General features: G+C 53.3%; 26 protein-coding genes. 9 read left to right on the forward strand and 17 right to left on the reverse strand.

Features of this window, described 5'->3' with window-relative positions:
* Positions 1-39: 39 nt before the first annotated feature.
* From rnc to Psfp_RS14050, 12 genes are all read right to left on the reverse strand, one after another.
* Entirely contained in the window at positions 40-759 is a 720-nt protein-coding gene (gene rnc / locus Psfp_RS13995; RefSeq protein ID WP_134219182.1) for a ribonuclease III, read from the reverse strand.
* Positions 749-1,990 carry a beta-ketoacyl-ACP synthase II gene (fabF, locus tag Psfp_RS14000; protein ID WP_134219158.1) on the reverse strand — a complete coding sequence of 414 codons (1,242 nt, stop codon included), beginning with the start codon at positions 1,988-1,990 and terminating at the stop codon, positions 749-751. Before fabF ends, rnc begins: the two co-directional genes overlap by 11 nt.
* Positions 1,991-2,056: 66 nt before the next feature.
* On the reverse strand, positions 2,057-2,287 hold the full coding sequence (gene acpP / locus Psfp_RS14005) for an acyl carrier protein (RefSeq protein WP_134219159.1): 231 nt from the start codon (positions 2,285-2,287) through the stop codon (positions 2,057-2,059).
* A 44-nt stretch (positions 2,288-2,331) separates the two neighbouring features.
* The gene (fabG, locus tag Psfp_RS14010) at positions 2,332-3,078 is read right to left on the reverse strand and encodes a 3-oxoacyl-[acyl-carrier-protein] reductase (RefSeq protein WP_134219160.1); all 747 of its coding nucleotides are present in this window, start codon (positions 3,076-3,078) and stop codon (positions 2,332-2,334) included.
* A gap of 1 nt (position 3,079) precedes the next feature.
* A complete protein-coding gene (gene fabD, locus Psfp_RS14015) occupies positions 3,080-4,021 on the reverse strand; it encodes an ACP S-malonyltransferase (RefSeq protein WP_134219161.1) in 942 nt (313 codons plus the stop codon).
* Positions 4,022-4,023: 2 nt separating this feature from the next.
* Entirely contained in the window at positions 4,024-4,971 is a 948-nt protein-coding gene (fabK, locus tag Psfp_RS14020) for an enoyl-[acyl-carrier-protein] reductase FabK (protein WP_134219162.1), read from the reverse strand.
* Between the two features lie 37 nt (positions 4,972-5,008).
* Positions 5,009-6,001 carry a beta-ketoacyl-ACP synthase III gene (locus tag Psfp_RS14025; RefSeq protein WP_205079581.1) on the reverse strand — a complete coding sequence of 331 codons (993 nt, stop codon included), beginning with the start codon at positions 5,999-6,001 and terminating at the stop codon, positions 5,009-5,011.
* The gene (gene plsX, locus Psfp_RS14030) at positions 5,994-7,025 is read right to left on the reverse strand and encodes a phosphate acyltransferase PlsX (protein ID WP_134219164.1); all 1,032 of its coding nucleotides are present in this window, start codon (positions 7,023-7,025) and stop codon (positions 5,994-5,996) included. The genes Psfp_RS14025 and plsX overlap by 8 nt, the downstream gene beginning before the upstream one ends.
* Entirely contained in the window at positions 7,022-7,597 is a 576-nt protein-coding gene (gene fapR, locus Psfp_RS14035) for a transcription factor FapR (protein WP_134219165.1), read from the reverse strand. The genes plsX and fapR overlap by 4 nt, the downstream gene beginning before the upstream one ends.
* A 153-nt stretch (positions 7,598-7,750) precedes the next feature.
* Entirely contained in the window at positions 7,751-7,930 is a 180-nt protein-coding gene (gene rpmF, locus Psfp_RS14040; protein ID WP_134219166.1) for a 50S ribosomal protein L32, read from the reverse strand.
* Between the two features lie 16 nt (positions 7,931-7,946).
* Complete coding sequence (locus Psfp_RS14045; protein WP_243120660.1) at positions 7,947-8,489, reverse strand: DUF177 domain-containing protein; 543 nt, start codon at positions 8,487-8,489, stop codon at positions 7,947-7,949.
* A 53-nt stretch (positions 8,490-8,542) separates the two neighbouring features.
* Complete coding sequence (locus Psfp_RS14050; RefSeq protein ID WP_190240538.1) at positions 8,543-9,127, reverse strand: GerMN domain-containing protein; 585 nt, start codon at positions 9,125-9,127, stop codon at positions 8,543-8,545.
* A gap of 181 nt (positions 9,128-9,308) precedes the next feature.
* Between Psfp_RS14050 and ylbJ the strand changes: the two genes are divergently transcribed.
* The 3 genes from ylbJ to Psfp_RS14065 all read left to right on the forward strand — a co-directional run bounded on the left by ylbJ (position 9,309) and on the right by Psfp_RS14065 (position 14,739).
* Positions 9,309-10,574 carry a sporulation integral membrane protein YlbJ gene (ylbJ, locus tag Psfp_RS14055; protein WP_134219169.1) on the forward strand — a complete coding sequence of 422 codons (1,266 nt, stop codon included), beginning with the start codon at positions 9,309-9,311 and terminating at the stop codon, positions 10,572-10,574.
* A gap of 999 nt (positions 10,575-11,573) precedes the next feature.
* Positions 11,574-13,676, forward strand: a complete 2,103-nt coding sequence (gene acs, locus Psfp_RS14060; RefSeq protein ID WP_134219170.1) for an acetate--CoA ligase alpha subunit — start codon at positions 11,574-11,576, stop codon at positions 13,674-13,676.
* Positions 13,677-13,686: 10 nt separating this feature from the next.
* On the forward strand, positions 13,687-14,739 hold the full coding sequence (locus Psfp_RS14065) for a phosphotransacetylase family protein (RefSeq protein ID WP_134219171.1): 1,053 nt from the start codon (positions 13,687-13,689) through the stop codon (positions 14,737-14,739).
* Between the two features lie 4 nt (positions 14,740-14,743).
* On the opposite strand, the gene Psfp_RS14070 is transcribed toward Psfp_RS14065, so the two are convergent.
* Genes Psfp_RS14070 through rsmD form a run of 3 tightly spaced genes read right to left on the reverse strand, consistent with a single transcriptional unit; the run spans position 14,744 to position 16,263 of the window.
* Positions 14,744-15,190, reverse strand: coding sequence for an ATPase (locus Psfp_RS14070; protein WP_134219172.1), 447 nt, complete (start codon positions 15,188-15,190; stop codon positions 14,744-14,746).
* A 17-nt stretch (positions 15,191-15,207) separates the two neighbouring features.
* The gene (coaD, locus tag Psfp_RS14075) at positions 15,208-15,699 is read right to left on the reverse strand and encodes a pantetheine-phosphate adenylyltransferase (RefSeq protein ID WP_134219173.1); all 492 of its coding nucleotides are present in this window, start codon (positions 15,697-15,699) and stop codon (positions 15,208-15,210) included.
* 6 nt (positions 15,700-15,705) lie between these two features.
* Positions 15,706-16,263: a 16S rRNA (guanine(966)-N(2))-methyltransferase RsmD gene (gene rsmD, locus Psfp_RS14080; RefSeq protein ID WP_243120661.1), complete on the reverse strand. Its 558-nt coding sequence runs from the start codon at positions 16,261-16,263 to the stop codon at positions 15,706-15,708.
* Between the two features lie 158 nt (positions 16,264-16,421).
* Here rsmD and gpr point away from each other — a divergent pair, with 158 nt between their 5' ends.
* On the forward strand, positions 16,422-17,405 hold the full coding sequence (gpr, locus tag Psfp_RS14085) for a GPR endopeptidase (protein WP_134219174.1): 984 nt from the start codon (positions 16,422-16,424) through the stop codon (positions 17,403-17,405).
* A gap of 154 nt (positions 17,406-17,559) precedes the next feature.
* Here the strand turns inward: gpr and Psfp_RS14090 are convergent, their stop codons facing one another.
* Complete coding sequence (locus Psfp_RS14090; RefSeq protein ID WP_348981150.1) at positions 17,560-18,042, reverse strand: DUF523 domain-containing protein; 483 nt, start codon at positions 18,040-18,042, stop codon at positions 17,560-17,562.
* A gap of 266 nt (positions 18,043-18,308) precedes the next feature.
* Here Psfp_RS14090 and Psfp_RS14095 point away from each other — a divergent pair, with 266 nt between their 5' ends.
* From Psfp_RS14095 to Psfp_RS22535, 5 genes are all read left to right on the forward strand, one after another.
* Positions 18,309-19,418, forward strand: coding sequence for a BMP family ABC transporter substrate-binding protein (locus Psfp_RS14095; RefSeq protein ID WP_243120662.1), 1,110 nt, complete (start codon positions 18,309-18,311; stop codon positions 19,416-19,418).
* A 75-nt stretch (positions 19,419-19,493) separates the two neighbouring features.
* Complete coding sequence (locus tag Psfp_RS14100) at positions 19,494-21,026, forward strand: ABC transporter ATP-binding protein (RefSeq protein WP_134219176.1); 1,533 nt, start codon at positions 19,494-19,496, stop codon at positions 21,024-21,026.
* A complete protein-coding gene (locus tag Psfp_RS14105) occupies positions 21,023-22,114 on the forward strand; it encodes an ABC transporter permease (RefSeq protein ID WP_134219177.1) in 1,092 nt (363 codons plus the stop codon). The genes Psfp_RS14100 and Psfp_RS14105 overlap by 4 nt, the downstream gene beginning before the upstream one ends.
* Complete coding sequence (locus tag Psfp_RS14110) at positions 22,111-23,043, forward strand: ABC transporter permease (RefSeq protein WP_134219178.1); 933 nt, start codon at positions 22,111-22,113, stop codon at positions 23,041-23,043. Before Psfp_RS14105 ends, Psfp_RS14110 begins: the two co-directional genes overlap by 4 nt.
* 4 nt (positions 23,044-23,047) lie before the next feature.
* The gene (locus Psfp_RS22535; RefSeq protein ID WP_282432465.1) at positions 23,048-23,176 is read left to right on the forward strand and encodes a hypothetical protein; all 129 of its coding nucleotides are present in this window, start codon (positions 23,048-23,050) and stop codon (positions 23,174-23,176) included.
* A gap of 37 nt (positions 23,177-23,213) precedes the next feature.
* On the opposite strand, the gene Psfp_RS14115 is transcribed toward Psfp_RS22535, so the two are convergent.
* Entirely contained in the window at positions 23,214-24,581 is a 1,368-nt protein-coding gene (locus tag Psfp_RS14115; protein WP_205079580.1) for a potassium transporter TrkG, read from the reverse strand.
* Positions 24,582-24,953 lie beyond the last annotated feature (372 nt).

Genomic DNA, 24,953 nt, shown 5'->3' on the forward strand with positions numbered 1-24,953 from the left:
TTCCTTTGGAGACTTTGTGCGAATGAATTCGCGCCTGTATTACCTTCCGCTCCTTTTTCTACCCAAGTCAAGTCCGGCCAGGGCAGACTTGGCAGCCTGCTGCTCGGCGTCTTTTTTGGAGCGGCCGCTCCCGCGGCCGGCCACCTCGCCCTTTAAAAGTACTCCGGCTGTAAAGATCTTATGGTGGTCCGGGCCCTCTTCCTTCAAGATCAGGTATTGGACCTGGCCGCCGCCGCGCTGCTGGACAAGCTCCTGTAATTCGGTTTTATAATCACGGTCCAGACGCCCTTCGAGGACATCTTGAATAACCGGCGTTAGATATCCTATTGCGGCGTCGCTGGCCCCGGCCAGCCCCTGGTCCAGGTAAATGGCTCCAAGGAGCGCTTCAAAAGCGTCTGCCAGGATCGAGGGACGCTCCCTGCCGCCGGATCTTTCCTCTCCCTTACCCATGTAAAGACAGGGACCAAGTTGCAGCTCTACAGCCACCCTGGCCAGGGACGGCTCGCATACCACCGCGGCTCTAAGCTTGGTTAAATCCCCTTCGTCCAGGTCGGGGTGGTTCCGGTAGAGAAAGTCGCTGATAGCCAGCTCCAGGACGGCGTCGCCCAGAAATTCCAGGCGCTGGTTGTTTTTGACACCGTTCTGGCGGCTTTCATAGGTGAAAGAACTGTGCGTCAGCGCCTGGACCAGCAGGTCCTCGTCCCGCCAGACTATCCCAAGTTTTTTTTTCAATCCGGCCTGGTTATCCTTAACGCCCATATTCTTTGAAAGCAAGCGTGGCGTTGTGGCCTCCGAAGCCAAAAGAGTTGGAGAGGGCAAAACGCACCTTTGCCTTTCTGGCCACGTTGGGTACAAAGTCAAGGTCACAGTCCGGGTCAGGCTGCTCGTAGTTAATTGTAGGCGGGATCACACCCCGCTGTATAGCCAGGACGCAGGCCATGGCCTCCAGCCCGCCGGCGGCGCCCAACAAGTGGCCGGTCATGGATTTGGTCGAGCTAACCGCTATATTGGGAGCATGCTCCCCGAATAATTTTTTGATGGCCAGAGTTTCCGCTTTATCACCCAGTGGCGTGGAGGTGGCATGCGCATTGATATAATCAACAGACTCAAGCGCCGCGCCCGCGTCCTTGAGGGCTGCCTTCATCGAATTAACCGCGCCGTTTCCTTCCGGATCGGGGGCGACCATGTGATAAGCGTCACAGGAACTTCCATAACCAACAATTTCAGCGTATATCCTGGCGCCCCTCTTGAGGGCGTGCTCAAGGCTCTCCAGAATCAGTATGGCGGCGCCTTCTCCCGCGACAAAACCATCCCTTCGAGCGTCAAATGGACTGCTGGCCTTCTCCGGTTCTTCATTGCGGCTCGACATGGCTTTCATCGTGCAAAAGCCGGCCATGGCCAGGGGCGTGATAGGCGCTTCCATCCCCCCGGTGACCATTACATCAGCATAGCCCCACTGCAGCATTTTGAAGGCGTCTCCAATGGCGTTGCTGCTGGAAGCGCAAGCCGATACGCTGGTAATGTTGGGACCGCGCAGCCCATAGCTGATCGCCACCTGCCCGGCGCCCATGTTGGAGATAATCATGGGCACAAAAATCGGGCTGACCCGGCTTGGCCCTTTTTCAGCCAGGACCCTGGCCTGGTTTTCCAGGGTTTCGATACCACCGATACCGGAACCGAGTATTACCCCGATGCGATCCCTGTCCTCAGTTTCCAGGTCAAGGTTGGCGTCTTCAATGGCCATACCTGAAGCAGCAACCGCAAACTGGGTAAAGCGGTCCATACGCCTTGCTTCTTTTTTGTCCATATGTTCAGCCGGGTCAAAGTCAATGACTTCCCCCGCTATTTGCGTACTAAAATTGGCCGCGTCAAACCTGGTTATCCGTCTGATGCCGGAAACCCCGCCGGTAAGGGACGTCCAGAACTGCTCCAGACCTGTTCCCACCGGCGAGATGATTCCCAGGCCGGTAACGACAACCCGTTTTTGCAAAACCATTACCTCTCTTTCAAAAAAGTCCCGTGGTTTCCCCGCGGGACTTGAAACTTGCAAAAAAATTTACTGGTGTTCCTGGATATATTTGACTGAATCACCTACCGTACGGATTTTTTCCGCATCCTCATCGGGTATTTCCAGGTCAAACTCCTCTTCCAGGGCCATAACCAGTTCAACAATGTCCAGCGAGTCGGCGCCCAGGTCATCAACAAAGGATGATTCCATTTTTACTTCTGCTTCTTCTACCCCTAACTGTTCAATAATAATCGCTTTAACTTTATCAATAATTGCCATAATATACATTCACCCCCTTCCGTTACTGTATCCTATTAATCTTTTTACATACATGTCATGCCGCCGTCCGCGGCAATTGTCTGTCCGGTGATATACGCGGCTGCGTCCGTGGCCAGAAAAACGGCCAACCCCGCAACATCTTCAGGCTCTCCAAAGCGTTTCATGGGGATCTGGGCCAGCAATTTTTCCGTTACCTTCTCCGGCAGCCCGGCGGTCATTTCCGTGTTAATAAAGCCTGGCGCCACGGCATTGACGGTGATATTGCGGGAGCAGAGCTCCTTCGCCAGGGCCTTGGTCAAACCCAGGAGACCCGCCTTGGCGGCCGCATAGTTGGCCTGGCCGAAGTTACCGGTCAACCCGACCACCGAACTGATATTGATAATTCTGCCGTACTGGTTTTTAACCATAGTCCGGGCGGCTGCCCGCGCGCAATTGAACGCGCCTTTTAAGTTTACGGAGAGGACTGCGTCCCAATCCTCATCCTTCATCCTCAAGACCAGGTTATCACGGTTGATACCGGCATTGTTGACCAGGATGTCTACCCGCCCGAACTCGTTTTGCGCCGCTTTAATAAGGTCTTCCGCCGCTTCCGGGTCGGCTACATCTGCCTTGAACAGCAAAGCCCTCCGGCCGGCGGCCCTGATTAAATCAGCCACCTCGGCCGCAGCGGCGTCGTTCCTGGCATAATTAACCACAACATCTGCTCCTGCCTTGGCCATGGCCAGGGCAATAGCCCGTCCGATCCCCCGGGAAGCGCCCGTAATAATGGCAACTCTGTCGCTAAGAACCATTTTAGCTAACCTCCTTTGTTAACGCAAGGACTTTTTCCAAAGACGCCAGGTCCTCCACATTATAAAGCGACGCTTCCCGGCAGGTCTTTTTGATCAAGCCGCTAAGCACCTTTCCAGGACCCACTTCAATAAAAGTTTGAATACCACCGGCAGCCAGGAGCCTGACGCTTTCCTCCCAGCGGACCGGGTTGTATACCTGTTTGAGCAGGGAGGCTTTGACTTCGGGCCCCGTCCTGACATAATCGGCCGATACGTTGGCTACCACCGGCATTGACGGATCCGCTATTGCCACCGCGTCTAAATCCTTGGCCAGTTTTTCACCGGCGGGAACCATCAAACTGGAGTGAAAGGGGGCGCTGACCGGCAACGGTATGATTCGTTTAGCCCCGGCCTCCTTTAACAGAGGGCCGGCCGCCTTGAGTCCGGCCGTGTCTCCGGCAATTACGACCTGTCCCGGGCAGTTCAGGTTGACAGCTTCAACCACCCCCGCTGTAGACGCCTCACGGCAAACCGCCGCCACCTCTTCACTCGAAAGTCCCATAACCGCAGCCATCCCGCCCTCTCCCAGCGGAACCGCTTCCTGCATGTACTGCCCCCGTTTGCGCACCAGGCGGACCGCGTCCTCAAAGCTCAGTGAACCGGCCGCCACCAGGGCGCTGTATTCTCCGAGGCTGTGGCCTGCCGCTGCAACCGGGACCGGTCCTTTGGCCTTCCTGATCACAGCCAGACAGGCGATGCTGGTAGTCAGTACCGCGGGTTGGGTAATGGCGGTTTTATTCAGTTCCTCTTGCGGTCCCTCGAAGCACAGGCGAGAAAGTGAAAATCCTAACACAGTGTCAGCCTTTTCAAAGACAGCGGCGGCTTCGGGAAAATGACTGCATAATTCCTTACCCATCCCAACGTACTGGGAGGCCTGTCCGGGAAATACAAAGGCAATTGTCATGTCTATTTCACCACCTTGCTATTTAAATGGTCCAGAACCTCAACAGCATGGCTCAAAACTTCCTGCATGATTTCACCGGCCGGCTGCACCCGTTGGACCATGGCGCTGACCTGGCCGGACATCACCGTCCCGTAGACCACATCGCCCTCAACCATGGCCTGCCTTAAACTGCCGGCGCCAAGCTTTTCAATCTCTTCAACTGGAGCGTTGTTTTTTTCCATCTCTTCGTATTTTCTCGTAAGTTTATTGCGCAGCGCGCGCACCGGGTGCCCGGTTGAAGCGCCCGAGACAGCAGTATCGCGGTCCTTGGATTTAATTACCATTTCCTTCACTTTGGGGTGTACGGTGCACTCCGCTGCGCAGATAAACCTGGTACCCATCTGAACTCCCACGGCGCCCAGAGAGAGGGCCGCGATCAACCCCCTGCCGTCGTAAACACCTCCGGCGGCAATTACCGGTATATCAACGGCGTCGACCACCTGCGGCACCAAGGCCATGGTAGAGATCTCACCGATATGGCCGCCTGATTCCATGCCTTCAGCGATTAACGCGTCAACTCCGCTCCGGATGAGCCTTTTGGCTAAAGCCACCGAGGAAACCACCGGGATAACCTTTGTCCCGACCTTACGCAAAGGCGGCACATATTTACCAGGGTTTCCTGCTCCGGTTGTAACTACAGCCACCGGTTCCGCTTCTAAAAGCTTCATCACTTCATCTACAAAGGGCGAACGCAGCATCACGTTAACCCCAAACGGCTTGTTGGTCAGCTGCCTGGCCCGGTGAAGCTGGTCTCTAAGCCAGTCCGGAGGAGCAGCGCCGGAACCGATGATCCCCAGACCACCCGCATCGGACACGGCTGCCGCAAGTTCGGCGGTGGCAACCCAGGCCATACCTCCCTGTATAATAGGATATTCTATATTCAGCAAGTCACATAATGCAGTTCGGATCAAGACGAATCCCTCCCCCGTATCAAAGATACTAATTCTTTTATGCCGGGCTTCCCCACTTTATCACTGTGGCTCCCCAGGTCAAACCAGCCCCGAAACCAACCATAACAATGTGGTCACCCTGCTTGATGCGCCCGTCTTGGACAGCCTCCGTCAAAGCCAGGGGTATCGAGGCGGTTGAAGTATTGCCATACCGGTCCAGGTTGACCAGCACCTTATCCATGGACAGGTTCAACCTCTTGGCGGCTGATTCTATAATTCTGATATTGGCCTGATGCGGTATAAAATAGTCGATATCCGATCTATTCAGGCCGGCGGCAGCCAGGACTTCCAGAGCTGCTTTACCCATAACCCGCACCGCAAACTTGAAGACTTCCTGACCGTCCATATGGATAGTGTGGAGCTTTTGGTCGACTGTTTCCCTGGTGGCCGGCTGCCTTGAACCCCCGGCCGGTACACTCAGAAGCTGACCTTTGGAGCCGTCGGACCGTAGTGTGAAAGACAATATACCATTACCTGCCGGAACAGGACTTAAGACCACCGCCCCTGCCCCGTCACCAAAAAGGACACAGGTCTTGCGATCCTCCCAATTGACAATCCTCGATAAACATTCTGCTCCTATAACCAGGACTTTTTTATAAGTACCTGAGGTAATAAACTGGCTGCCGGTCGCAAGAGCATAAACAAAGCCGGTGCAGCCAGCCGCCAGGTCAAAGGCTGCTGCCTTAACGGCCCCCAAACGGTCCTGCACCAGGCATGCTGTGGCCGGAAAAATGGTATCAGGGGTATTTGTGGCCACAATAATGAGCCCCAGCTCTTCCGGAGCCACTCCCGCATCCGCCAGGGCGCGTTCACCGGCAATGACGGCCAGGTCTGATGTCGCCAGTTCCGGAGAGGCGATGCGCCGTTCTTTTATGCCTGATCTGGTGCGGATCCATTGATCGTTGGTGTCAACCATTTTCTGCAGTTCGTCGTTGGTAAGAACCCGATCAGGAAGATAAGCTCCTACTCCTATAATACCGGCGTTACACACTTCTCTTGGCAAGCTTGCTCCCAACTCCTTCGTTAATTCCTGTTTGCGAGATACTGTCTAAAATCGAATCCACCAGGCGGTTATCCACCGACTCCATGGCCACCCGGATCCCGTTCTTGACGGCCTTAGCCGTAGAACTCCCATGACAGATAATCGATACGCCGTTCACACCCAACAGCGGCGCTCCGCCGTATTCGGCATAATCGATGCGTTTTTTAAACCTCATTAGGGCTTTTACGGCCATAACAATCCCTATTTTGGCCAACCAGCTCCTGTTAATTTCCTCTTTCAGCGTGTTATACAGAGCTCCGGCAATTCCTTCCGCCGACTTTAGAACTACATTGCCGATAAACCCGTCGCACACGACAACATCCACCGTGCCCCGGAAAATGTCCCTGCCTTCGATATTACCGATAAAGTTGATGCCGGCTTGCTGCAGCAGGGGGTAAGCCGCCAGGGTTAACTCGCTCCCCTTGGTCTCCTCCTCCCCGTTGCTAAGGAGGCCGACACGGGGATTGGCCACACCCAGGACTCTTTTGGCGTAAAGATAACCCATCACGCTGAACTGCAAGAGGTTTTGAGGTTTGCAGTCGACATTGGCGCCCGCATCCAACAGGACGGTATAACCTTTTTCACTGGGGAGCACCCCGGCGATAGCCGGGCGGTCAATTCCTTTAATCCGGCCCAGACCCAATAGGGCCGCCGCCATCGCTGCTCCGGTACTGCCGGCGGAAACCAGGGCGCCGGCTTCCCCGTCTTTAACCAGTTGGGTAGCCCTTACAATAGAAGAATTTTTTTTACGTCTTACGGCCACCGCGGGATGCTCGCCCATATCTACAACCTCAGGAGCGTGGACGATGCTTATCAACTCGCCGGGGTCAATGCCCCCAAGCTCAACACGGATTCTCTCTTCGTCGCCGACCAGGATTACGGCCTGCTTATACTCCCTGGCCGCCATTAGGGCTCCCTTTACGATTTCACCCGGGGCGAAATCGCCGCCCATGGCATCCACTGCTATTTTCACTGCGGCACTCCCTCTTCCTGCAGGGCAAACACTAGAAATTTACCTTTAAAAACAATTTCATCCTTGACCTCGGAGGTAACTTTTACCATGTATTTATTGCCTTTTTTTATTTTTATAACCGCCTTCGCCAGAATTTTTTCACCACAGTAGACCGGCCGCTTGTAGCTCACCCTGGCTGCTCCGGTTAGCGCCGCCCCTGCGTCAATCACCGCGACCGCCAGTGAATTGGCCTGGGCAAAGATGTGATGTCCCCTGGCGACACTGGTCTTGCTGAGGGTCATGGCTGGTGTAACCGGCAGGATCGACATGCCACTGTTGCCGATTTCAAGGTCTACCAGGTCTCCCACCAGTTCTCCGCCGGACATGGTCCTGAGCTGCCGTCCTCCTCTGGCCACGTTCTTGACACGTTCCCGCAACTCCGGAATCTGCAAATCAAACCGGTCCAGCCGTATGGTCTGGACGCTAACTTTGAGAATAGAGGCCAGGTCCTCGTCGGTCAGAAAGGGGTCTTCCTCCAGATACCTGCTCAACTGGCGCTGCCTGGTGTTTTTATTTAAACTACACTTGGCCATAACCTCACCCTCATTTACCGCCATCCGGCAAAAAAATTAGTACCTGGTACCAAGAATAGTATAATGTACCTTTTGTTAATTTGCAAGTAAGACAAAAAAAATAAGCTCCGGGTTGATATCCGGGCTTATTTTAAAAAATTGAGATATTTTGCTTTATTTTGCCGCTACCACTTCTCTGGCTTTATAATACCCGCACTCGGGACACAAGTGGTGGGGCCTGATCAGAGCCCGGCACTGCGGGCAGCTTACCAAAACCGGCGCTTCAAGCTTCTCATTTGCGGCGCGGCGCTGTCTGCCGCGCTGTTTAGATGATTTCCTTTTTGGAACACCCATACTTCTACACCTCCAGTCATTCGTTCATTCCTTTGAAAATATCGCGCAAAACACTTAAACGGGGGTCAACCTCAGCGCCTGCGCAGCCACATCTTCCCTGGTTCAGGTTTTGCCCGCAACCCGGGCACAATCCCTGGCATTCCTCGTTACATACCGCTTTCATCGGCAACGACATGATCAGACACTTCAAGACCTCGGGGGTTACATCAATTTCATCTCCGCTGAAGGGGATGACTTCCTCTTCTTTGGCCTCTTCAACGGCAGTTGTGTAGATTTCAGAAAAGGGGACTTCAAAAGAATAGCGAAACGGCTCCAGGCAACGGCTACAGTTTAGCTGAAGCAGCCCGGAGGCAGTTCCCTCCACCATAATCGTCTGGCCTGTGTTGGTTGCATTCAAAACAGCTTTGACCGGTCCGTCAAAGCTGATTTTTTCACCTGCCATCTCCATGGGGGGCATATCCGCCACTAGTTCGAAAGAAACCGATTCCCCCGGCGACCTCTTTAGCCTGGCTACGTCCAATTGCAGCATCGTATCGCACACCGCCATTTCAACACCCAAAATTATATTGATTTAGTATAGTCTTGTCAAGATTTTTCCTGTTCTATGCGGTTTTACGGTGTTCCCGTTTTCACCAGCTTCCGGTCCGGGGAAATAGGACTTCCTGTATCGATGTGGCCGTATAGAGTTTCTACTTCCTTGCCTTCCACCAGGAATTGCACCTTTGTGATCCCGGGCACTTCGGCCAAAGAGTTGACAACCGAATAAACCAGGGCGATTTCACCGGCAGAGCCTGCGTAATTGCTGTTTTTGATTTCCTTTGAAAAATCGGCATAAGCTGTCTCCTGTCTAACCGACAGGGAAAGCAGCCTGGTCTCTTCAGGTAAAGTCCTTTGTAACAAATGGCTCTCCGGTCCCTTGATTAACTCTTTGACCACGGCTTCCCCGATATTATCCCCCTGAACAGCGACCTGCCGTTTTTCAGGCACCAGGCACATGGCCTGTTCGTCGGAGAAATATAGTACCAGCTCTCTTGTCTCTTCCCCGGCCCCCTGCGAAAGGGGTTCGGGCGTGTTTCCAGCGGGATTTTCCACCTGCTGGTTAAATATAGGAGCATAGGCTCCCAACAAAAACGCAGCGGCGCCCAGGCCAACCACCAGCAAAAACAGCTTAATCCAACGGTTTTTGAACTTGGACAAAACAATCGCCTCCCTCATTATTATTTAAGCCTTTTGTATAAAAATCAAGACTTACTTCATAATTAATTCACATCCCCATTGTATTCACCGGGTTGCCGAGTTGGTTTGATAGGGTCTAAAATCCAGGTGACCGGCCATATTATTAAGAGAACTCATTTTCAAAAAGACAGCCGGTGAATTCATGGCGAGATTAAATTTAAAGGGTTTTACAAAGATAGACGACCGGCGGCGGGATATGGTTCGCCTCCTTTGGACTGTCTGTGCTCTGGCCTTTGTAATCAGCATGGCGCTGTACCCGCGGGTGGTCTTTGACGGGGCGGCTCTCGGTCTGAAAACCTGGTGGAACATTGTTTTCCCCGCCCTCCTGCCCTTTTTTATTGCCTCCGAACTGCTGATGAATTTCGGGGTGGTGCACTTTATGGGGGTCCTGCTGGAGCCGGTGATGCGACCTCTTTTCAATGTCCCCGGCGCCGGCTCTTTTGTCATGATGGTCGGTTTTTTCTCTGGTTATCCAATTGGTTCCATGGTCACGGCCAGACTTCGCTCGGAGGGACTATGCACCCGGATCGAGGCAGAGCGGTTGATGTCCTTTACCAACAACTCGAGCCCGCTGTTTATGCTGGCAGCTGTAGCAATCGGCATGTTCAACAACCCCAAGGTGGGCTTATTGATTGCCGGGGCTCATTACCTTTCCAACCTGACCCTGGGTTTGGGCTTGCGTTTTTACGGCAGGGACGGCCGGGAGCGCTACCCCGGACCTCCACACAGAGACGGCAGCATTATACGGCATGCCTTCCAGCGTATGCTTCAGGTACAGCGAGAGGACCGACGCCCCCTCGGTAAAGTCATGGGTGACGCGGTGCGCAGCGCCGTAACCAACCTGCTCAATATCGGCGGCTTTATCATTCTTTTCGCCGTAATCATCAGGCTGTTGACCACAGCCGGGGTTATTGACGCTCTGGCCGGTATATTGGGGATGCTGCTGCTGCCGCTTGGGTTCGCGCCCGGCATATTACCCGCCCTGGGCAGCGGCTTCTTTGAGATGACCATCGGTTCGAAACTGGCCAGCGAGGCGGCCGCCCCTTTGATCCAGCGGGTGACTGCCGTGGGCATGATCCTGGCCTGGAGCGGCCTTTCCGTCCATGCCCAGGCGGCCAGTATGATTGCCGAGACCGACATCAGGATGAAGCCTTTTATCATGACACGGTTGGCCCACACCGCCCTGGCCGGCCTGTACACCTACCTGGCCTGCAGCTGGTTTGCGCCGCTGGAAGAAGCAACCGCGCCGGCCATGGCTGCGGCCGGCGGGTGGCAAGCCCTGGCGCCGTACACCCACGCTAAAATCTTCGGCTTTTTCCTGGCTATCTTAGCAGGGGTGATACTTCTGGCACTGCTGGCACATTTGGCCGGCAGCCTCCGGTTGTTCTTTTTAAGGCTAAAAAGATGAACGGTAACACCATAACAATGGGGACGGTTCTCATTGTAACAAACACTGTTCTCGAAAAGGCTTGACTCGCGGGCTTGGGGTTATCCGGAGCGAACGGAGCACCTGGGTGCGTTCCTTAGCGCGTGCATTGCATGCAGTAAAGCTTAAATAGCGCGTAGCTACCGCATGGCTGTCTGTAGATGCGGTGGATATGATCCCCTCGTTATACAAATGAAGAATTGCGAAGAGAGCGGAGGATAACCCCAAGCCCACTACCCCAGAGGCTTTTCGAGAACGACAGACCAGAGAACTACCTCTGTTTCACTTATCACAAATACTGTTCTCGAAAAGGCTTAACTGCGGGCTTGGGGTTTTCCGGAGTGAACGGAGCACCTGGGTGCGTTCCTTAGCGCGTGCGTTGCTTGCAGAAAAGCTTGAATAGCGCGTAGCTACCGGATGGCAGTCTGCAGATGCGTTCGGCACGACGATCTTGATGCACAAATGGAGAATTGCGAAGAGAGCGGAGGATAACCCCAAGCCCACTACCCCAGAGGCTTTTCGAGAACGGCAGACCAGAGAACTACCTCTGTTTCACTTACCACAAACACTGTTCTCGAAAAGGCTTGACTTGCGGGCTTGGGGTTATCCGGAGCGAGCGGAGCACCTGGGTGCGTTCCTTAGCGCGTGCGTTGCTTGCAGTAAAGCTTAAATAGCGCGTAGCTACCGCATGGCAGTCTGCAGATGCGGTTGGTACGACGATCTTGATGCACAAATGGAGAATTGCGAAGAGAGCGGAGGATAACCCCAAGCCCACTACGCATGAGGCTTTTCGAGAACCAATGGGCTGCAATTAATCTCATTTAATTCTCACCCACAGGTTTTTAAATCAGGCCGGCAGCCAGCAGGACGATGGTTTTTTTTCAATGAGGCTGTTTGTTTTCTTACTGGATGAATTTAGAGCAGGGTTAGAGGAAATGCTATTAAAAGTTTGCCAGCTCATCGTAAAAGAAGGTGAATTTTTTGGCAGGCCTTGTCAGTTTCTTTAACCCGAAATCGGTCGCCATAATCGGCGCGTCCAAGGCTGCTGGTAAGATCGGGAACGTGATTGTTAAAAATATGATCAGCAGTGGTTATACCGGCCCTATTTTCCCCATTAACCCCAAGGAGCAGGAAATCGAGGGGCTCGCCTGTTACCCGGCGGTGGACAAGACGCCAATGCCGGCCGAGCTCGCGGTCCTTTCCCTGCCGGCGTCCCGCACGCTGGATGCAGCCGAGCAGTGTGGCATCAGTGGGGTTAAAAACCTGGTGGTGATCACCGCCGGCTTCAAGGAAACAGGCAAAGAAGGCCTGGAACTGGAGCGCCGTCTGGTGGAAACCTGCCGCAAATACGAAATGAGGATGACGGGCCCCAACTGTGTCGGATTGATTGATACGCACACCCCGATTAACGCCTCTTTTGCTGCCGGCTTTCCTCTCAAAGGGGAAATAGCCTTTATCTCCCAGAGCGGCGCCATGGTCCTCTCCATTCTGGACTGGAGCTACCGGGCCGGTCTTGGCTTCAGCAAGTTTGTCAGCCTGGGCAATAAAGCCGACCTCACCGAGTCCCACTTTATTGAGGACGCCGGACAGGACCCCAACACCAAGGTAATCCTGTGCTACATTGAGGACGTGGAAAATGGCGCTCATTTTTTGGAGGTAGCCCGGACAGCCAGCCGCAAAAAACCCGTAATCATACTAAAATCAGGAACCAGCCAAGCCGGCGCCCAGGCAGCCTCCTCCCATACGGGCGCGCTGGCTGGAAGCGACCTGGCCTATGAAACAGCTTTCCGTCAATGTGGTGTTATTCGCGCCAGAAGTATGGCGGAACTCTTTGACCTGGCCGTGGCCTTTGCCAGCCAGCCGGTACCTTCCGGGGGCAGGGTGGCGGTGGTCACCAACTCCGGAGGTCCCGGGATTATCGCCGCCGACACCATTGAGCAGAAGAAACTCCAGATGGCGCGCTTTTCGCAGGAGACGATTAAGCAACTGCGCGGCTACCTGCCTCCGGAATCCAATATTTACAATCCGGTTGATGTATTAGGGGATGCTAAGGCCGACCGTTTCCGCTTCTCCCTTGACAAAACTCTGTCAGACCCCGGGGTGGACAGCGCTGTGGTACTGGTCTGCCCGACTGCCGTGACAGAACCGGTAGAGACAGCCAGAGCCCTGGTTGATATGAAAGCGGCTTACCCTGAAAAGCCCCTGCTTGCGGCCTACATGGGCGGAGAAAAACTGGCGGAGGGAGTCAAGGTGCTGGAAGAAGCTAAAATACCCTGTTTTACCTTCCCCGAACCGGCAGTTTCCTCGATCAGCGGCCTGACCGGCTACGGCCGCACCAGGGAACTGCCCGCCAATGAGCAGGACTTGAGTTACAAGTGCTCTAATTTAAAAAGCGTCAAGGCTATCCTTTACGATGTAAAAAAAGACAAGCGCCTGGTCCTGCTGGGCAGCGAAGCCGCTGAGGTGGTGGAGGCTTACGGCATCCCCGCCGCTCCGACAGCCCTGGCGGCCAGCCCGGAAGAGGCGGCCGAAAGCGCCGGACAGCTTGGTTACCCTGTAGTATTGAAAATTGCCTCACCTGAGATACTGCATAAGAGCGACGTGGGTGGGGTACTCATAGGGCTCGACTCCCCGGAAAGGGTGTGCGCCGGATTTCTGGAAATCATGAATAATGTCCAGCGCTACCTGCCCAAAGCAGCCGTTTATGGCGTTGAAGTACAAAAAATGATGCCCAAAGGAACCGAGCTGATTATAGGCATGAGCAAGGACATCCAGTTTGGACCTTTAATCGCCTTTGGCCTGGGAGGCATCTATGTAAACCTGTTAAAAGATGTTTCTTTCCGGCTGGCCAGCGGCTTAAACCGCCGGGAGATCGAAAACATGCTGGCCGAAACAAAGGCCTATACCCTCTTGCGGGGCTACCGCGGCGAGAAACCGGCCGACATAGAGGCCATTATAGGGATTATCGGGCGTGTGGCCCGGCTTGTTACCGACTTCCCCGAAATAACGGAAATGGACATTAACCCGGTCTTTGCCTACAACCAGGGCGCATGCGCGCTCGATGTCAAAATTACTGTATCGTGAGGTGCAAAAGGTGAAAAACCTGTTTATCATGGGAACTGCCGGAAGCGGCAAAACCAGCGTTGCGCTGGGACTGGCTTTAAAACTCCGCCAGGAAGGATACCGTGTGGGCTATTTCAAACCTGTGGGAAATGCCGTTGGAACAGGATCAAAGCTGGACGAAGACGGCCTGCTGATGAAGGAAGTACTCCACATGGAGCAACCTGTTGAGACGATTGTACCCTACCTGGCAGGTCCTGCCTACCTTTCCGGCTACAGAAACCCCTGTGAATCGCTCAGGTCCATCCGGCAGGCCTATGAGGCCGTGGCAGAGGATAAGGAACTGGTTATTATCGGGGGGGCAAGCTTTCCGCACATCATGGGCTGCCTGGGACTGGACGCCGTTAGTCTGGCCCTGGAGTTCAAGGCCGCGCCCCTGTTTACCATCAATATAACGGATGACTTCAGCATCGACCAGGCTATTTTTATTAATAGTTATTTGGCCTGTAAAGGATTAAATGTCCTGGGCAACGTCTTTCACAACGTGCCGCTCCCCCTGCTGGCCAAGACAGAAGGAATCTATCGCCCTATTCTTGCGGAGCGAGGTTTTCAAACCCTGGGCGTCATCCCCCAAAACCAGGAAATGACTGCGCCGACCGTTCAAGAATACTACGAGGTCCTGGGTGGCGAGATCCTTGCCGCCAAAGAGAAAATGGACCGCGTGGTCGAGGACGTGGTTATCGGCGCCATGTCCATCGAAAGCGCCCTGGGCTACCTGCGCCGCGCCGCCAATAAAGCTGTCATAACCGGTGGGGACCGTTCGGATGTAGCCCTGGCGGCCCTGGAAACGGACACCTCCGCTCTCATCCTTACCGGCGGGCTATATCCGGACGTGAAAGTGGCGGCAAGGGCTGAGGATAAGGGTGTTCCTGTTATCCTGGTACATTACGACACCTACACAACCATTGAGAAGGCGTCCAGTATCACCAGGAAAATCAGGGCCAATGACGAGAGAGCCATTCATACTGCGGTTGACAACATAGAAAAACACGTTGACTGGCGCAACGTGCTTAAACTACTGCAATAGGCTGCTACTTCATTGACCTCAGTTCAGAGCGGCCCTGCTCAATCTGGCTCGAAAGCTTGTCAAGACTTTCCATAAGATTAGTCAGGACATCGTCGGCATATCTGCGTGCTCCCTCGCGCAGTTCTCTGGCATTGTCTTCAGCCTTGGCCACAATTTCATCCGCCATGTCCTTGGCTTTACGTGCTACCTCGCTTTCGTCAGCCTGTTTTTCAACTTGCTTCTGAGCGTCTTCCAGGAGGCGCATAGCTTCCTTCTGGGAATCATTCATAACTTTTTCCCGTTCCTGGATAATCCACTTCGCCTGTCTAATTTCCTCGGGAATGGTAGTCCTGATACGGTCTAAAAGGTCCAGTATCCGGTCCTCATTTACCATTACTTTCCTGGTTAACGGAACCTTACCACTGGTTTCAATAAGCTCTTCAAGTTCATTAAGGGCGCTCAGCAGGTCCACAGCGGTTATATCCCTCCTTAGTCCTCATGGCAACGTTTAAACTTTTCTCTTAATTTCTCCTCCACTAACGGCGGCACCAAGCTCCGCAGGGAACCTCCAAATGAGGCTACCTCCTTAACTGTAGTGGAGCTGATGAAAGAATACTCTGCCTTGGTCATCAAAAAGACTGTTTCTATGTGGCAGGCCAGTTTTTGATTGGTAAGGGCCATTCTGAATTCGTTTTCAAAATCCGAAACCACCCGCAAGCCCCGTATAATAGCTTTTGCTTTGCACTCAATGGCGGCATCAACAGTAAGGCCTGAAAACGCCTTCACTTCGATGTTGGGATAGTTAGAGAGAACACCCTGCAGTAGTTGAATCCGTTCATCAATCGAAAACAGCGGATTTTTGCCAGGGTTGTAGGAAACTGCGACAATCAACCTGTCAAAGATCAGAGCAGCTCTACCTATAATGTCCAGGTGACCGTAGGTCACCGGATCAAAACTTCCCGGGCAAATTGCGGTTCGCATACGTTATCACCCCGGTGCTTCATTTTCTGCGTAAAAAGAGAGTAAAGTATCACCGTATTTTTCAGTGCGCAGGAGTCTCAAACCGTCCACAGACTGCGGCAGGCAGTCCCTCTTACTGCTTTCAACAATAACCATGCCCCCCGGTTTTAGCAGGTGGTACCGGTCGATATCAGCCAGTGTGACTGCTTCCAGGCTTTTCAAGTAGGGCGGGTCCAGGAAAACAAGGTCGAAAGCTTGTCCTTCTTGTGCTAACAGGTTCAACGCCTCGGTCACTTTGGCGGTAATAAGTCGAGCGCTCGGTTCCAAGCCGCAAGCTTTAAGGTTTTCTTTGATTATGGCGGCATGTCGATGATTTGCTTCGACAAAGACGGCCACGCTCGCGCCGCGGCTCAGCGCCTCGATGCCGATGCTCCCGGATCCCGCAAAAAGGTCCAGAAAACAACAACCCGGTACATGCTCGCGAAGGATATTAAAGAGCGCCTCTTTTACCCGGTCAGCTGTTGGCCGCACTGTCAATCCACCTGGAACTTTGAGTTTCCGGTTTCTGGCTGACCCGGATATCACACGTAAAATACAGATCCCTTCCTTTAATCCATAATTATAGCACAATTATAGAGGAAAATCGATTTAATTAGGAATTTCATTAAAACATTAGGACATTTGCATATTCCTGCCTCTCCAGGATAACCTATTGTTGGTTGTAATTAAAGGGAGGTGACACATTGAACCTTGATTTTTATAAGTCTAACAACATAAACGTTGATCTGGCTGTAGAAGCGCGCGATATTGTCAGGGGGCAGATTGGCCAGGAGATCCCCGGAGTCGTCGTCGACAGGGAGAAATACAGTAACACCACGGTGACGACTGTAAAGATTGTCGAGGATTACGCTGAACAGATCATGGGCAAACCCAGGGGCAATTATATTACCATTGAAGCCCCGGCTCTCCGGGACAACAGCCGCGAAGCTCATCAAGAAGTGGCTGATGTCCTGGCCAAAAAGCTTTCGTCGATGATAAATCTGCCGGAAAACGCCAATATTCTCCTGGTAGGACTAGGCAACTGGCAGGCTACGCCAGACTCACTGGGGCCAAAAGTCATTGAACACAGTATGGTCACCCGGCACATGTACAACTATGCCCCCGAGGAAATCAAACCGGGTATGCGCTCCGTCAGCGCCATTTCCCCGGGCGTGCTGGGTATCACCGGCATCGAAACCGCCGAAATAATCAAGGGAGTAGTTGAAAAAATCCGGCCGGAACTGATAATCGTGGTAGATGCCCTGGCGGCCGGCAGTGTCGATCGGATTGCCACAACCATCCAGATCGCCGACACAGGGGTGAGCCCCGGTTCCGGCATCGGCAACAAGCGCACAGGTATCAACAAAGACACCATGGGTGTCCCCGTCATCGCCATCGGCATTCCGACGGTTGTCAACGCGGCTGTCATCGCTCAGGTTACTCTGGAACACTTTTTGGAACAGATTAAAAACAACCAGGCGCTTGTTCAGCTTTCCCAGAACCTCAACCCGGGTTTAATGCAACAGGCTATCAGCCAGGTTTTAGCCCCGTTTGGCGGCAACCTGACAGTGACTCCCAAGGAAATTGACTCGCTTATCGCCAGCACCTCCAAGACTGTCGCCGGCGGTATTTCCATGGCCCTGCACCCCGCCATTGGCGCGGAAGAATATACTATGTACCTGAACTGATATGAAAGACGGCAGGCGGAAATCTTTTTCCGCCTGCCCACTATGAGATTGGAGTGGATTGACAAGCAATCTTTAAAACGAACCCGTTTTTTGATTCTACCTCCTTAAATACCAGCAAATATAGTATGATTCACCGCAAGCAAAGTTATGCCGATTATTTCAGCTCCAAAAGCTCGCGGAGTAATTCATCGGTTAAGTCTTCCTCTGAATATAAAGGTATTCCATTAGCGCCAAGCATTGCTGCAGTTACTCCCTTTCCTTCCTTAATTACGTGGCTGAAGCTGCCGTCATAAATTTTATGCGCGCCACATGACGGGCTTCTTTCTTTCAATATGGCAGCCTTAACTGGAAAAATCTCAGTAAGATATAAGCTTTGTTCAGCTCCTTTTATAAATTGGCTGGTTACCTCCTCACCCATACTATTTATCGCTTTTGAGCCATCAATTATTTCTACCGGCGCCCTCGGAGTGGCAAGTCCACCCAATTGTTCCGGACAGAACGGCAAATACTTCCCCAGGTGGCTGTATTTCATTAATAAGTCATTTTTGTTGGTGAAAGTGCCGTCGTACTTGGCATGGACACCCAGCAGGCAGGAACTGACCATAATCAATTTTCGATTCTCCTCTCTTTCCGGCAAGGGCCGCCCGGGGACAAGAAACCGGAATCAAGCCGCTTGTTTTTATTTTGTTTTACTATAACTTAATTAAGGCAGTTACACAATCCAAGTCAGGGGACCGTCATGACGGTCCCCTGACTTGGATTTTATTCATATAACTTTTTTCCATATAGGAGGATTTTTTCGAATTATATTTAATTAACTCTTTGTTTTGTTTTTTAACTTTACATATATACGGAATAAAGGAGGATAGTCTGCACTTATTAACAAAGGAAGGGGAGTTTTTTTTGAAAATTGTAAAATTAACACTTCTGACAGCCATTCTCGCGTTGGCTCTACTGGCCGCCGGCTGCGGAAGCAAAGAGACACCAAAAGGAGCGGCCCCGTCTGCCGACGCTGAAAAAATCAAGGTGGCCTTCGTGTACGTCGGGCCCGTAGGCGATGAGGGATTCTCATACGCCCATGATCAGGGACGTCAATACCTGGAAAAGGAAATGCCCAACGTTGTCACAACCAAAGTTGAATCTGTCGCAGAAGGAGCCGACGCCGAGCGCGTCATCACCCAACTCGCTCAGGAAAACAAAATAGTGTTTGCCACCAGCTTTGGCTACATGGACAGCGTGATCAAGGTGGCCGAGAAGTTCCCCAATGTGGTGTTCATGCATTGCTCCGGTTACAAGACAGCCACTAACGCAGGCACCTATTTCGGACGCATGTACCAGGCCCGGTACTTAAGCGGTATAGTGGCCGGCAAGATGACCAAAACTAACACCATCGGCTACGTGGCCGCTTACCCGATTCCGGAAGTAATCCGCGGCATCGACGCTTTTACCCTCGGCGTCCGCTCGGTCAACCCGAACGCCAAAGTTAAGGTAATGTGGACCATGACCTGGTATGACCCGCCCAAAGAAAAAGACGCCGCAGTGGTGTTATTGGACGGCAACGCCGACATCATTGCCCAGCATCAGGATACACCCAGCCCGCAGCAGGCGGCTGCTGAACGCGGCAAATACAGTATCGGCTACAACAGCGACATGAGCAAGGTCTCGCCCAATACCGTGCTGACATCGGCAGTTTGGAACTGGGGCCCCTATTATGTCAACACCGTCAAGCAAGTCCAGGCAGGCACATGGAAAAATGACCAGTACTGGGGTCCAATTTCAGATAATATCGTAGGTCTGGCTCCCTACGGCCCGGCGGTTCCCGATGATGTAAAACAAGCGGTCGAAGCAAAGAAACAAGAGCTTTTGAGCGGCAAGTTCGACGTATTCACCGGACCGATCAAAGACCAACAGGGAACTGTCAAAGTGGTCGAAGGTCAGAAAATGAGTGATGCAGATATGCTGCAGCTGAACTGGTTTGTCGAAGGTGTGGAAGGAACCATTCCCGCCCAGTAACAGCAAGCTTTTTGTAATAAGCAGCGGCCCGCCGGCTTATCTGCCGGCGGACCTTTCAATTTTGACGGAGGTTTTATGGCAAAGACTTTACTGGTGGAAATGAAGGGCATTACCAAACGGTTTCCCGGTGTGACGGCCAACCGGAACGTGCATTTACAGTTGTTCAAAGGGGAGATCCACGCCCTCCTGGGGGAAAACGGCTCGGGCAAGAGTACCCTGATGAGTGTGTTAAGCGGCCTGTACAGGCCGGATGAAGGAGAAATCTACATCCGTGGGGAAAAGGTGAATTTTCTTTCGCCGCGGGATTCGATAAATGCAGGCATCGGCATGGTCCACCAGCATTTCCGCCTGGTGGAACCCTTTACAGTAGCGGAAAACGTTGCCCTCGGCTCCAGGGAAACACCGTTCAAACTGAGAATGAAGGGGTTGGAAGTACAGATCAGGCAGCTCTCCGCCGATTTCGGCCTGAGCGTGGACCCGGCGGCGCCGGTATGGCGTCTTTCCCTGGGCGAACTGCAGCGGGTGGAGATCATCAAAATGCTCTATCGACAGACCGACGTATTGATCCTGGACGAGCCCACGGCAGTACTTACACCGGGAGAAGTCAAGGATCTTTTTACGATTCTGAAAAAAATTGCCGCGAGCGGCAAGGCTGTTGTGGTGATCACCCACAAGCTCAGCGAAGTAATGACGGTGGCGGACCGGGTGACGGTGCTGCGTGAAGGTGTCGTGGCCGGGACGGCGTTGCAGGAAGAAATATCTGAAAGCAACCTGGCTGCCCTGATGATTGGGCGGGAAATGCCGCAGCCGGCGGCTAAAACAGCGGTTGCGGCGGGACGAACCGTACTGGAACTAAAAGACATGCATGTCCGGGGAGAAGGTGGCAGCGAAGCCCTGGCAGGTGTCAATATTGCCGTACGGGAAGGGGAAATCCTCGGTATCGCCGGGGTGGCCGGCAACGGGCAAAAAGAACTGGCCGAAGCAGTCACCGGGCTGCGCCGTATCAGCGGGGGCAGCATTTTTCTCGGTGATGAGGACGTAACCGGGCTCCCAGTCCGGCAGCGGATCGACCGGGGTATCGGCTATGTGCCGGAAGACCGCCTCGGCACCGGACTTGTGCCGGGCCTAAGCGCCACCGACAACATGATCCTCAAAAATTACCGGAAACCGGGCAGCAACCGGGGCTTCTTCATTCGCCACAGCGATGTACAGAAACAAACCGGGGATTTAATCAAAAAGTTTTCTGTCCGGCTGGCCGACCCCGCCCTGCCGGTCCGTTTTCTTTCCGGCGGCAATCTGCAACGTTTGCTGCTTGCCCGTGAAATTTCAAGCCAACCGCGTCTATTGGTTGCCGTCTACCCTGTGCGGGGACTTGATATCGCGGCGACCGAGGCGATCCACAGCCTGCTGTTCGACCTCCGTGCAACGGGCGCGGCGGTACTCCTGATATCTGACGACCTGGAAGAAATTTTCAAAATGTCCGACCGTATTGCCGTTCTATACCGCGGCCGGGTCCAGTCTGTATTCCCAAATACCGGTGATACCGATATGGAAATCCTTGGCCGGCTCATGACCGGCGCAGCACAAAGAGAGGAAGAGGTATCATGAGTGTCAAACCGGCGCTGCGGCTGGAAAAAAGGCTGGAAACGTCCAGATCGGCGGCTTTCCTGGTACCGGTCGTTTCAGTAGTTCTGGCGCTCTTTACCGGGGCGCTGTTCTTCTGGTTCTCCGGTAAAAACCCGGCTGTCGTTTACAGCTCAATGTTCTATGGAGCCTTCGGCTCTGCCTACGGACTTTCCGAGACAGTGGTCAAGGCGATCCCGCTGTCCCTGTGCGGACTGGGTATTGCCCTGGCCTTCCGTATGCAGCTTTGGAATATCGGGGGCGAGGGTCAGTTTTATATGGGGGCTATGGCTGCCACCTGGGTAGCCCTCTTTCACCCCCAGCTGCCGGGCTGGATTATGCTCCCAGCCATGTTCCTGGCCGGTTTTATCGCCGGAGGCTTATGGGGCCTGCTGCCGGCTGTGCCGAGGGCCTACCAGGGAGTGAACGAAACCATAACCACCCTCATGCTCAATTACATAGCCATCTTCTGGGTGGACTACCTGGTGCACGGCCCGTGGCGGGACCCGGCAGGTTTTAATTTCCCCTTGACGGCGCAGTTTGTCCCGTCTGCCATCCTGCCTGCCTTTGGAACCACCAGGATTCACGCCGGACTGATCTTTACCATAGCAGCCGCGCTGGTGATGTACCTGGTCATGCGGAACACGCGCACAGGCTTTGAGATAAAAGTGATCGGCGAAAGTCAGAGCGCCGCCCGTTATGCCGGTATAAGTCTGGAAAAGAATATCCTGCTGGTGATGCTGTTCAGCGGCGCCCTCTGCGGCCTGGCCGGCATGGCGGAGGTCTCCGGTATCGCAGGCCGCCTGCAGGAGGGCTTGAGCCCCGGGTACGGCTATACGGCCATTATCGTGGCCTGGCTTTCCCGTTTGAACCCCCTGGCCCTGCCTGTAGTCGCCTTTATGTTCGGCGGGCTGCAGGTGGGCGGCTACTCCGTGCAGACCAGCGGCGTGCCGGCCACCACCGTCTCCATGCTCCAGGGACTGCTGCTGTTTTTTGTGCTGGGAGGCGAGTTGTTTTATCGCTATCGTTTGTCCTGGCGGAGTAAGCCCATCAAGGAGGGAGACAACTCATGACAAACGATATACTTATCGCCATACTGGCAACCTCAGTAATGGTTGGAACACCGATTCTGTTCGCTTCACTCGGGGAAATACTTACAGAGCGGGCCGGGATTTTGAACCTGGGCGTGGAGGGGGTTATGCTGGTCGGCGCAGTTAGCGGTTTTGCCGTAGCCCTGTTCAGCCACAACCCCTGGCTGGGGGTGACCGGGGCCATGCTGGCCGGCGGCGCCCTGGCCCTGGCGCACGCTGTTCTCTCCGTCACCCTCAAGGCGAACCAGGTTGTGAGCGGGCTAGCCTTGGCTCTATTTGGCGCGGGTTTAAGCGGCTATCTGGGCAAGTCTCTGGTCGGCATCCCCCTCCCGGTAAAAATAGCAGCCTCCAAAGTCCCCCTGCTTGGCGACATCCCTTTTTTAGGGCCGGTGCTTTTTCAGCAGGACGGGATGGTTTATCTGGGCTACCTGCTCGCTCCGGCCCTGTGGTACCTGCTCTTTCGGACCAGAACAGGCCTCTCTGTCCGCGCGGTGGGTGAAAACCCGGGCGCGGCCGACGCGCTCGGCATCAGCGTTTCCCTCACCCGTTACGCCTGCACCATAGCGGGCGGGATGTTGGCCGGCGCCGGAGGCGCCTATCTTTCCCTGGCCTACGCCCCGGCCTGGCTGGAGAACATGACGGCGGGGCGCGGCTGGATTGCCATAGCCCTGGTTATTTTTGCCGCCTGGAACCCGCTTTACGCCCTGGCCGGCGCCTACCTGTTCGGCGGCATCGACGCGCTTTCCCTGCGATTGCAGGCGATGAACGTGACGGTTTCCCCGTTCTTCTTGAGAATGCTGCCTTACCTTTTTACTTTACTGGTACTGGTGCTGGTCACCAGAAAGTCAACCCGCCACCGCTTCGGCGCACCCAAGGCCCTTGGACTGCCCTACGAACGGGAAGAGCGGTGATGATGTGAAGAAAGCAGGAAAAAAAATTCTTTCCGGCGCGCGCGGAGTATGGCTGCGTAAGCCGGAAACCAAAATCAAAGAAAGCGCGAAAATTTACAAACGCAAAGGACGCAGGCGCCAGGAGCAACATTAAGAAGAAATTCAAAAGCACATCGCGGGAATGGTTCTTATTAACCGATAATAATATGCTCCTTCACATAATGAAAACTATCTTCAGGCCGCCGGGTGCGGAATAAGAGCAGCAAGGAAATGAGACCGATACGGCCAATCAGCATGACGGCAATGATGATGGCCTTCCCCGCTTTGGAAAGTTCGCCGGTGATACCCATGGAAAGACCGGTTGTGCCGAACGCGGAACAAACCTCAAAAATAATTTCTGTGGTTGAGAAGTTTTCAATAGCCGCCAGAGCGACTACAGAGACAAAAATGAGGATCACCGCCAAAAAGAACACCAGCAGCGCCTTCACAATATCTTCCTGGTAAAGTTCCCGTTGGAACACTTTAACATGATTGCTTCCTTCCAGATAAGCTTTTAGGCTAAGCAACAGCACAGCAAAGGTTGTGGTGCGAATGCCGCCGCCACAGCTGCTGGGAGAAGCGCCGATAAACATCAGCAGGGATAAAAACAACAGTGTTGACGAACTGAAAATATTCATATCAATGGAACTGAAACCGCCATTTCGCGTGGTTAGTGATTGAAAAAGCGCCACCGCTATTTTTTGGCTCCACGGCATTCCAGCCAGAGTGCTTGAATATTCGGAAAGCAATATAAAGAAAAACCCGGCAATAACCAGAATGCCAAAGGTGATCGTAGTAATTTTTGTGTAAAGAGAAAACCGCAGCTTTCTTTGCTTGCGCCAGGAGAGGAGGTTGGAATAAGACTCCAGAAGCACCGGAAAACCTATGGCGCCGGCCAGAAGTAAAGTACCGATGACACCCTTCACAATATAATCCTGTTGAAAATCCAAAAGACTGTTGCCGAACAGGTCAAATCCGGCATTTGTAAAACCGGATATTCCGTGAAACACTCCCATGCCCAGCGCGCTTAAAAAGGGCGCCTGGTAATTATATATAAAATGGATGGTCAAAATCAGCGCGCCCAATAATTCAAACAGGATGGCTACCTTTAAAATAAACAGGATTAGTTTGACCATTCCCTGCAGAGATATCTGGTTTTGATCAGCCCTGATCATCAGGCGTTCCCGGAGACGGATCTGGTTGCCCCGCATAACGAAAAACAGAGTTCCCATAGACATGATACCGATGCCTCCAAACTGGATTAAAAAAGCCAGTATGGTTCGTCCGGCCAGGCTAAAGGTGTCCCTCGTTACGACAGTGGTAAGTCCCGTTACGCTGATCGCGCTGGTAGCTGTAAAAAGGGCGTCAATAAACTCAAGTTTAACCCCCGGCTGTAGTGCGAAGGGACTGCTGAGCAGAACCGACCCGAGAAAGGCAAAAAGCAGATACCCCAGCACAATAAACTGTATTGGCGTGAGGATTTTTTTCTGATTCAAAGGAACAGGCCTGATCTTCTCCAAGTCATGCACTCCCTGAAAATCAAAATTTGGACAAGATGTTCTGCCCAAAATAATATTATAGTGGAAAAGTAAATAAATACAACTCAAAATTTATTCTTTCCGGCGACATAATGACTATACGATGAGTATGGCATAAGCTGTCACGGGGACGGCCCCTTTGACAGACTGGTAGTGACGTCAAAGGAGCCGTCCCCGCAATAACTCCAAAGTACACGGATCAGGAACGAGGCTTTACACTTTAAATTGGGAGTGTACCGGCTTCCGTGTAAATGGAATAATCTCACAAGTAATTGTACACACTAATAATGCTTTTACTCATGCGCAGGATAGGGCAACGCGGGAGCGCGACCCGAGCGGGCTTGAGGTTTGGCG

It is taken from the genome of Pelotomaculum sp. FP (assembly GCF_004369245.1).
GTDB lineage: Bacteria > Bacillota > Desulfotomaculia > Desulfotomaculales > Pelotomaculaceae > Pelotomaculum_C > Pelotomaculum_C schinkii.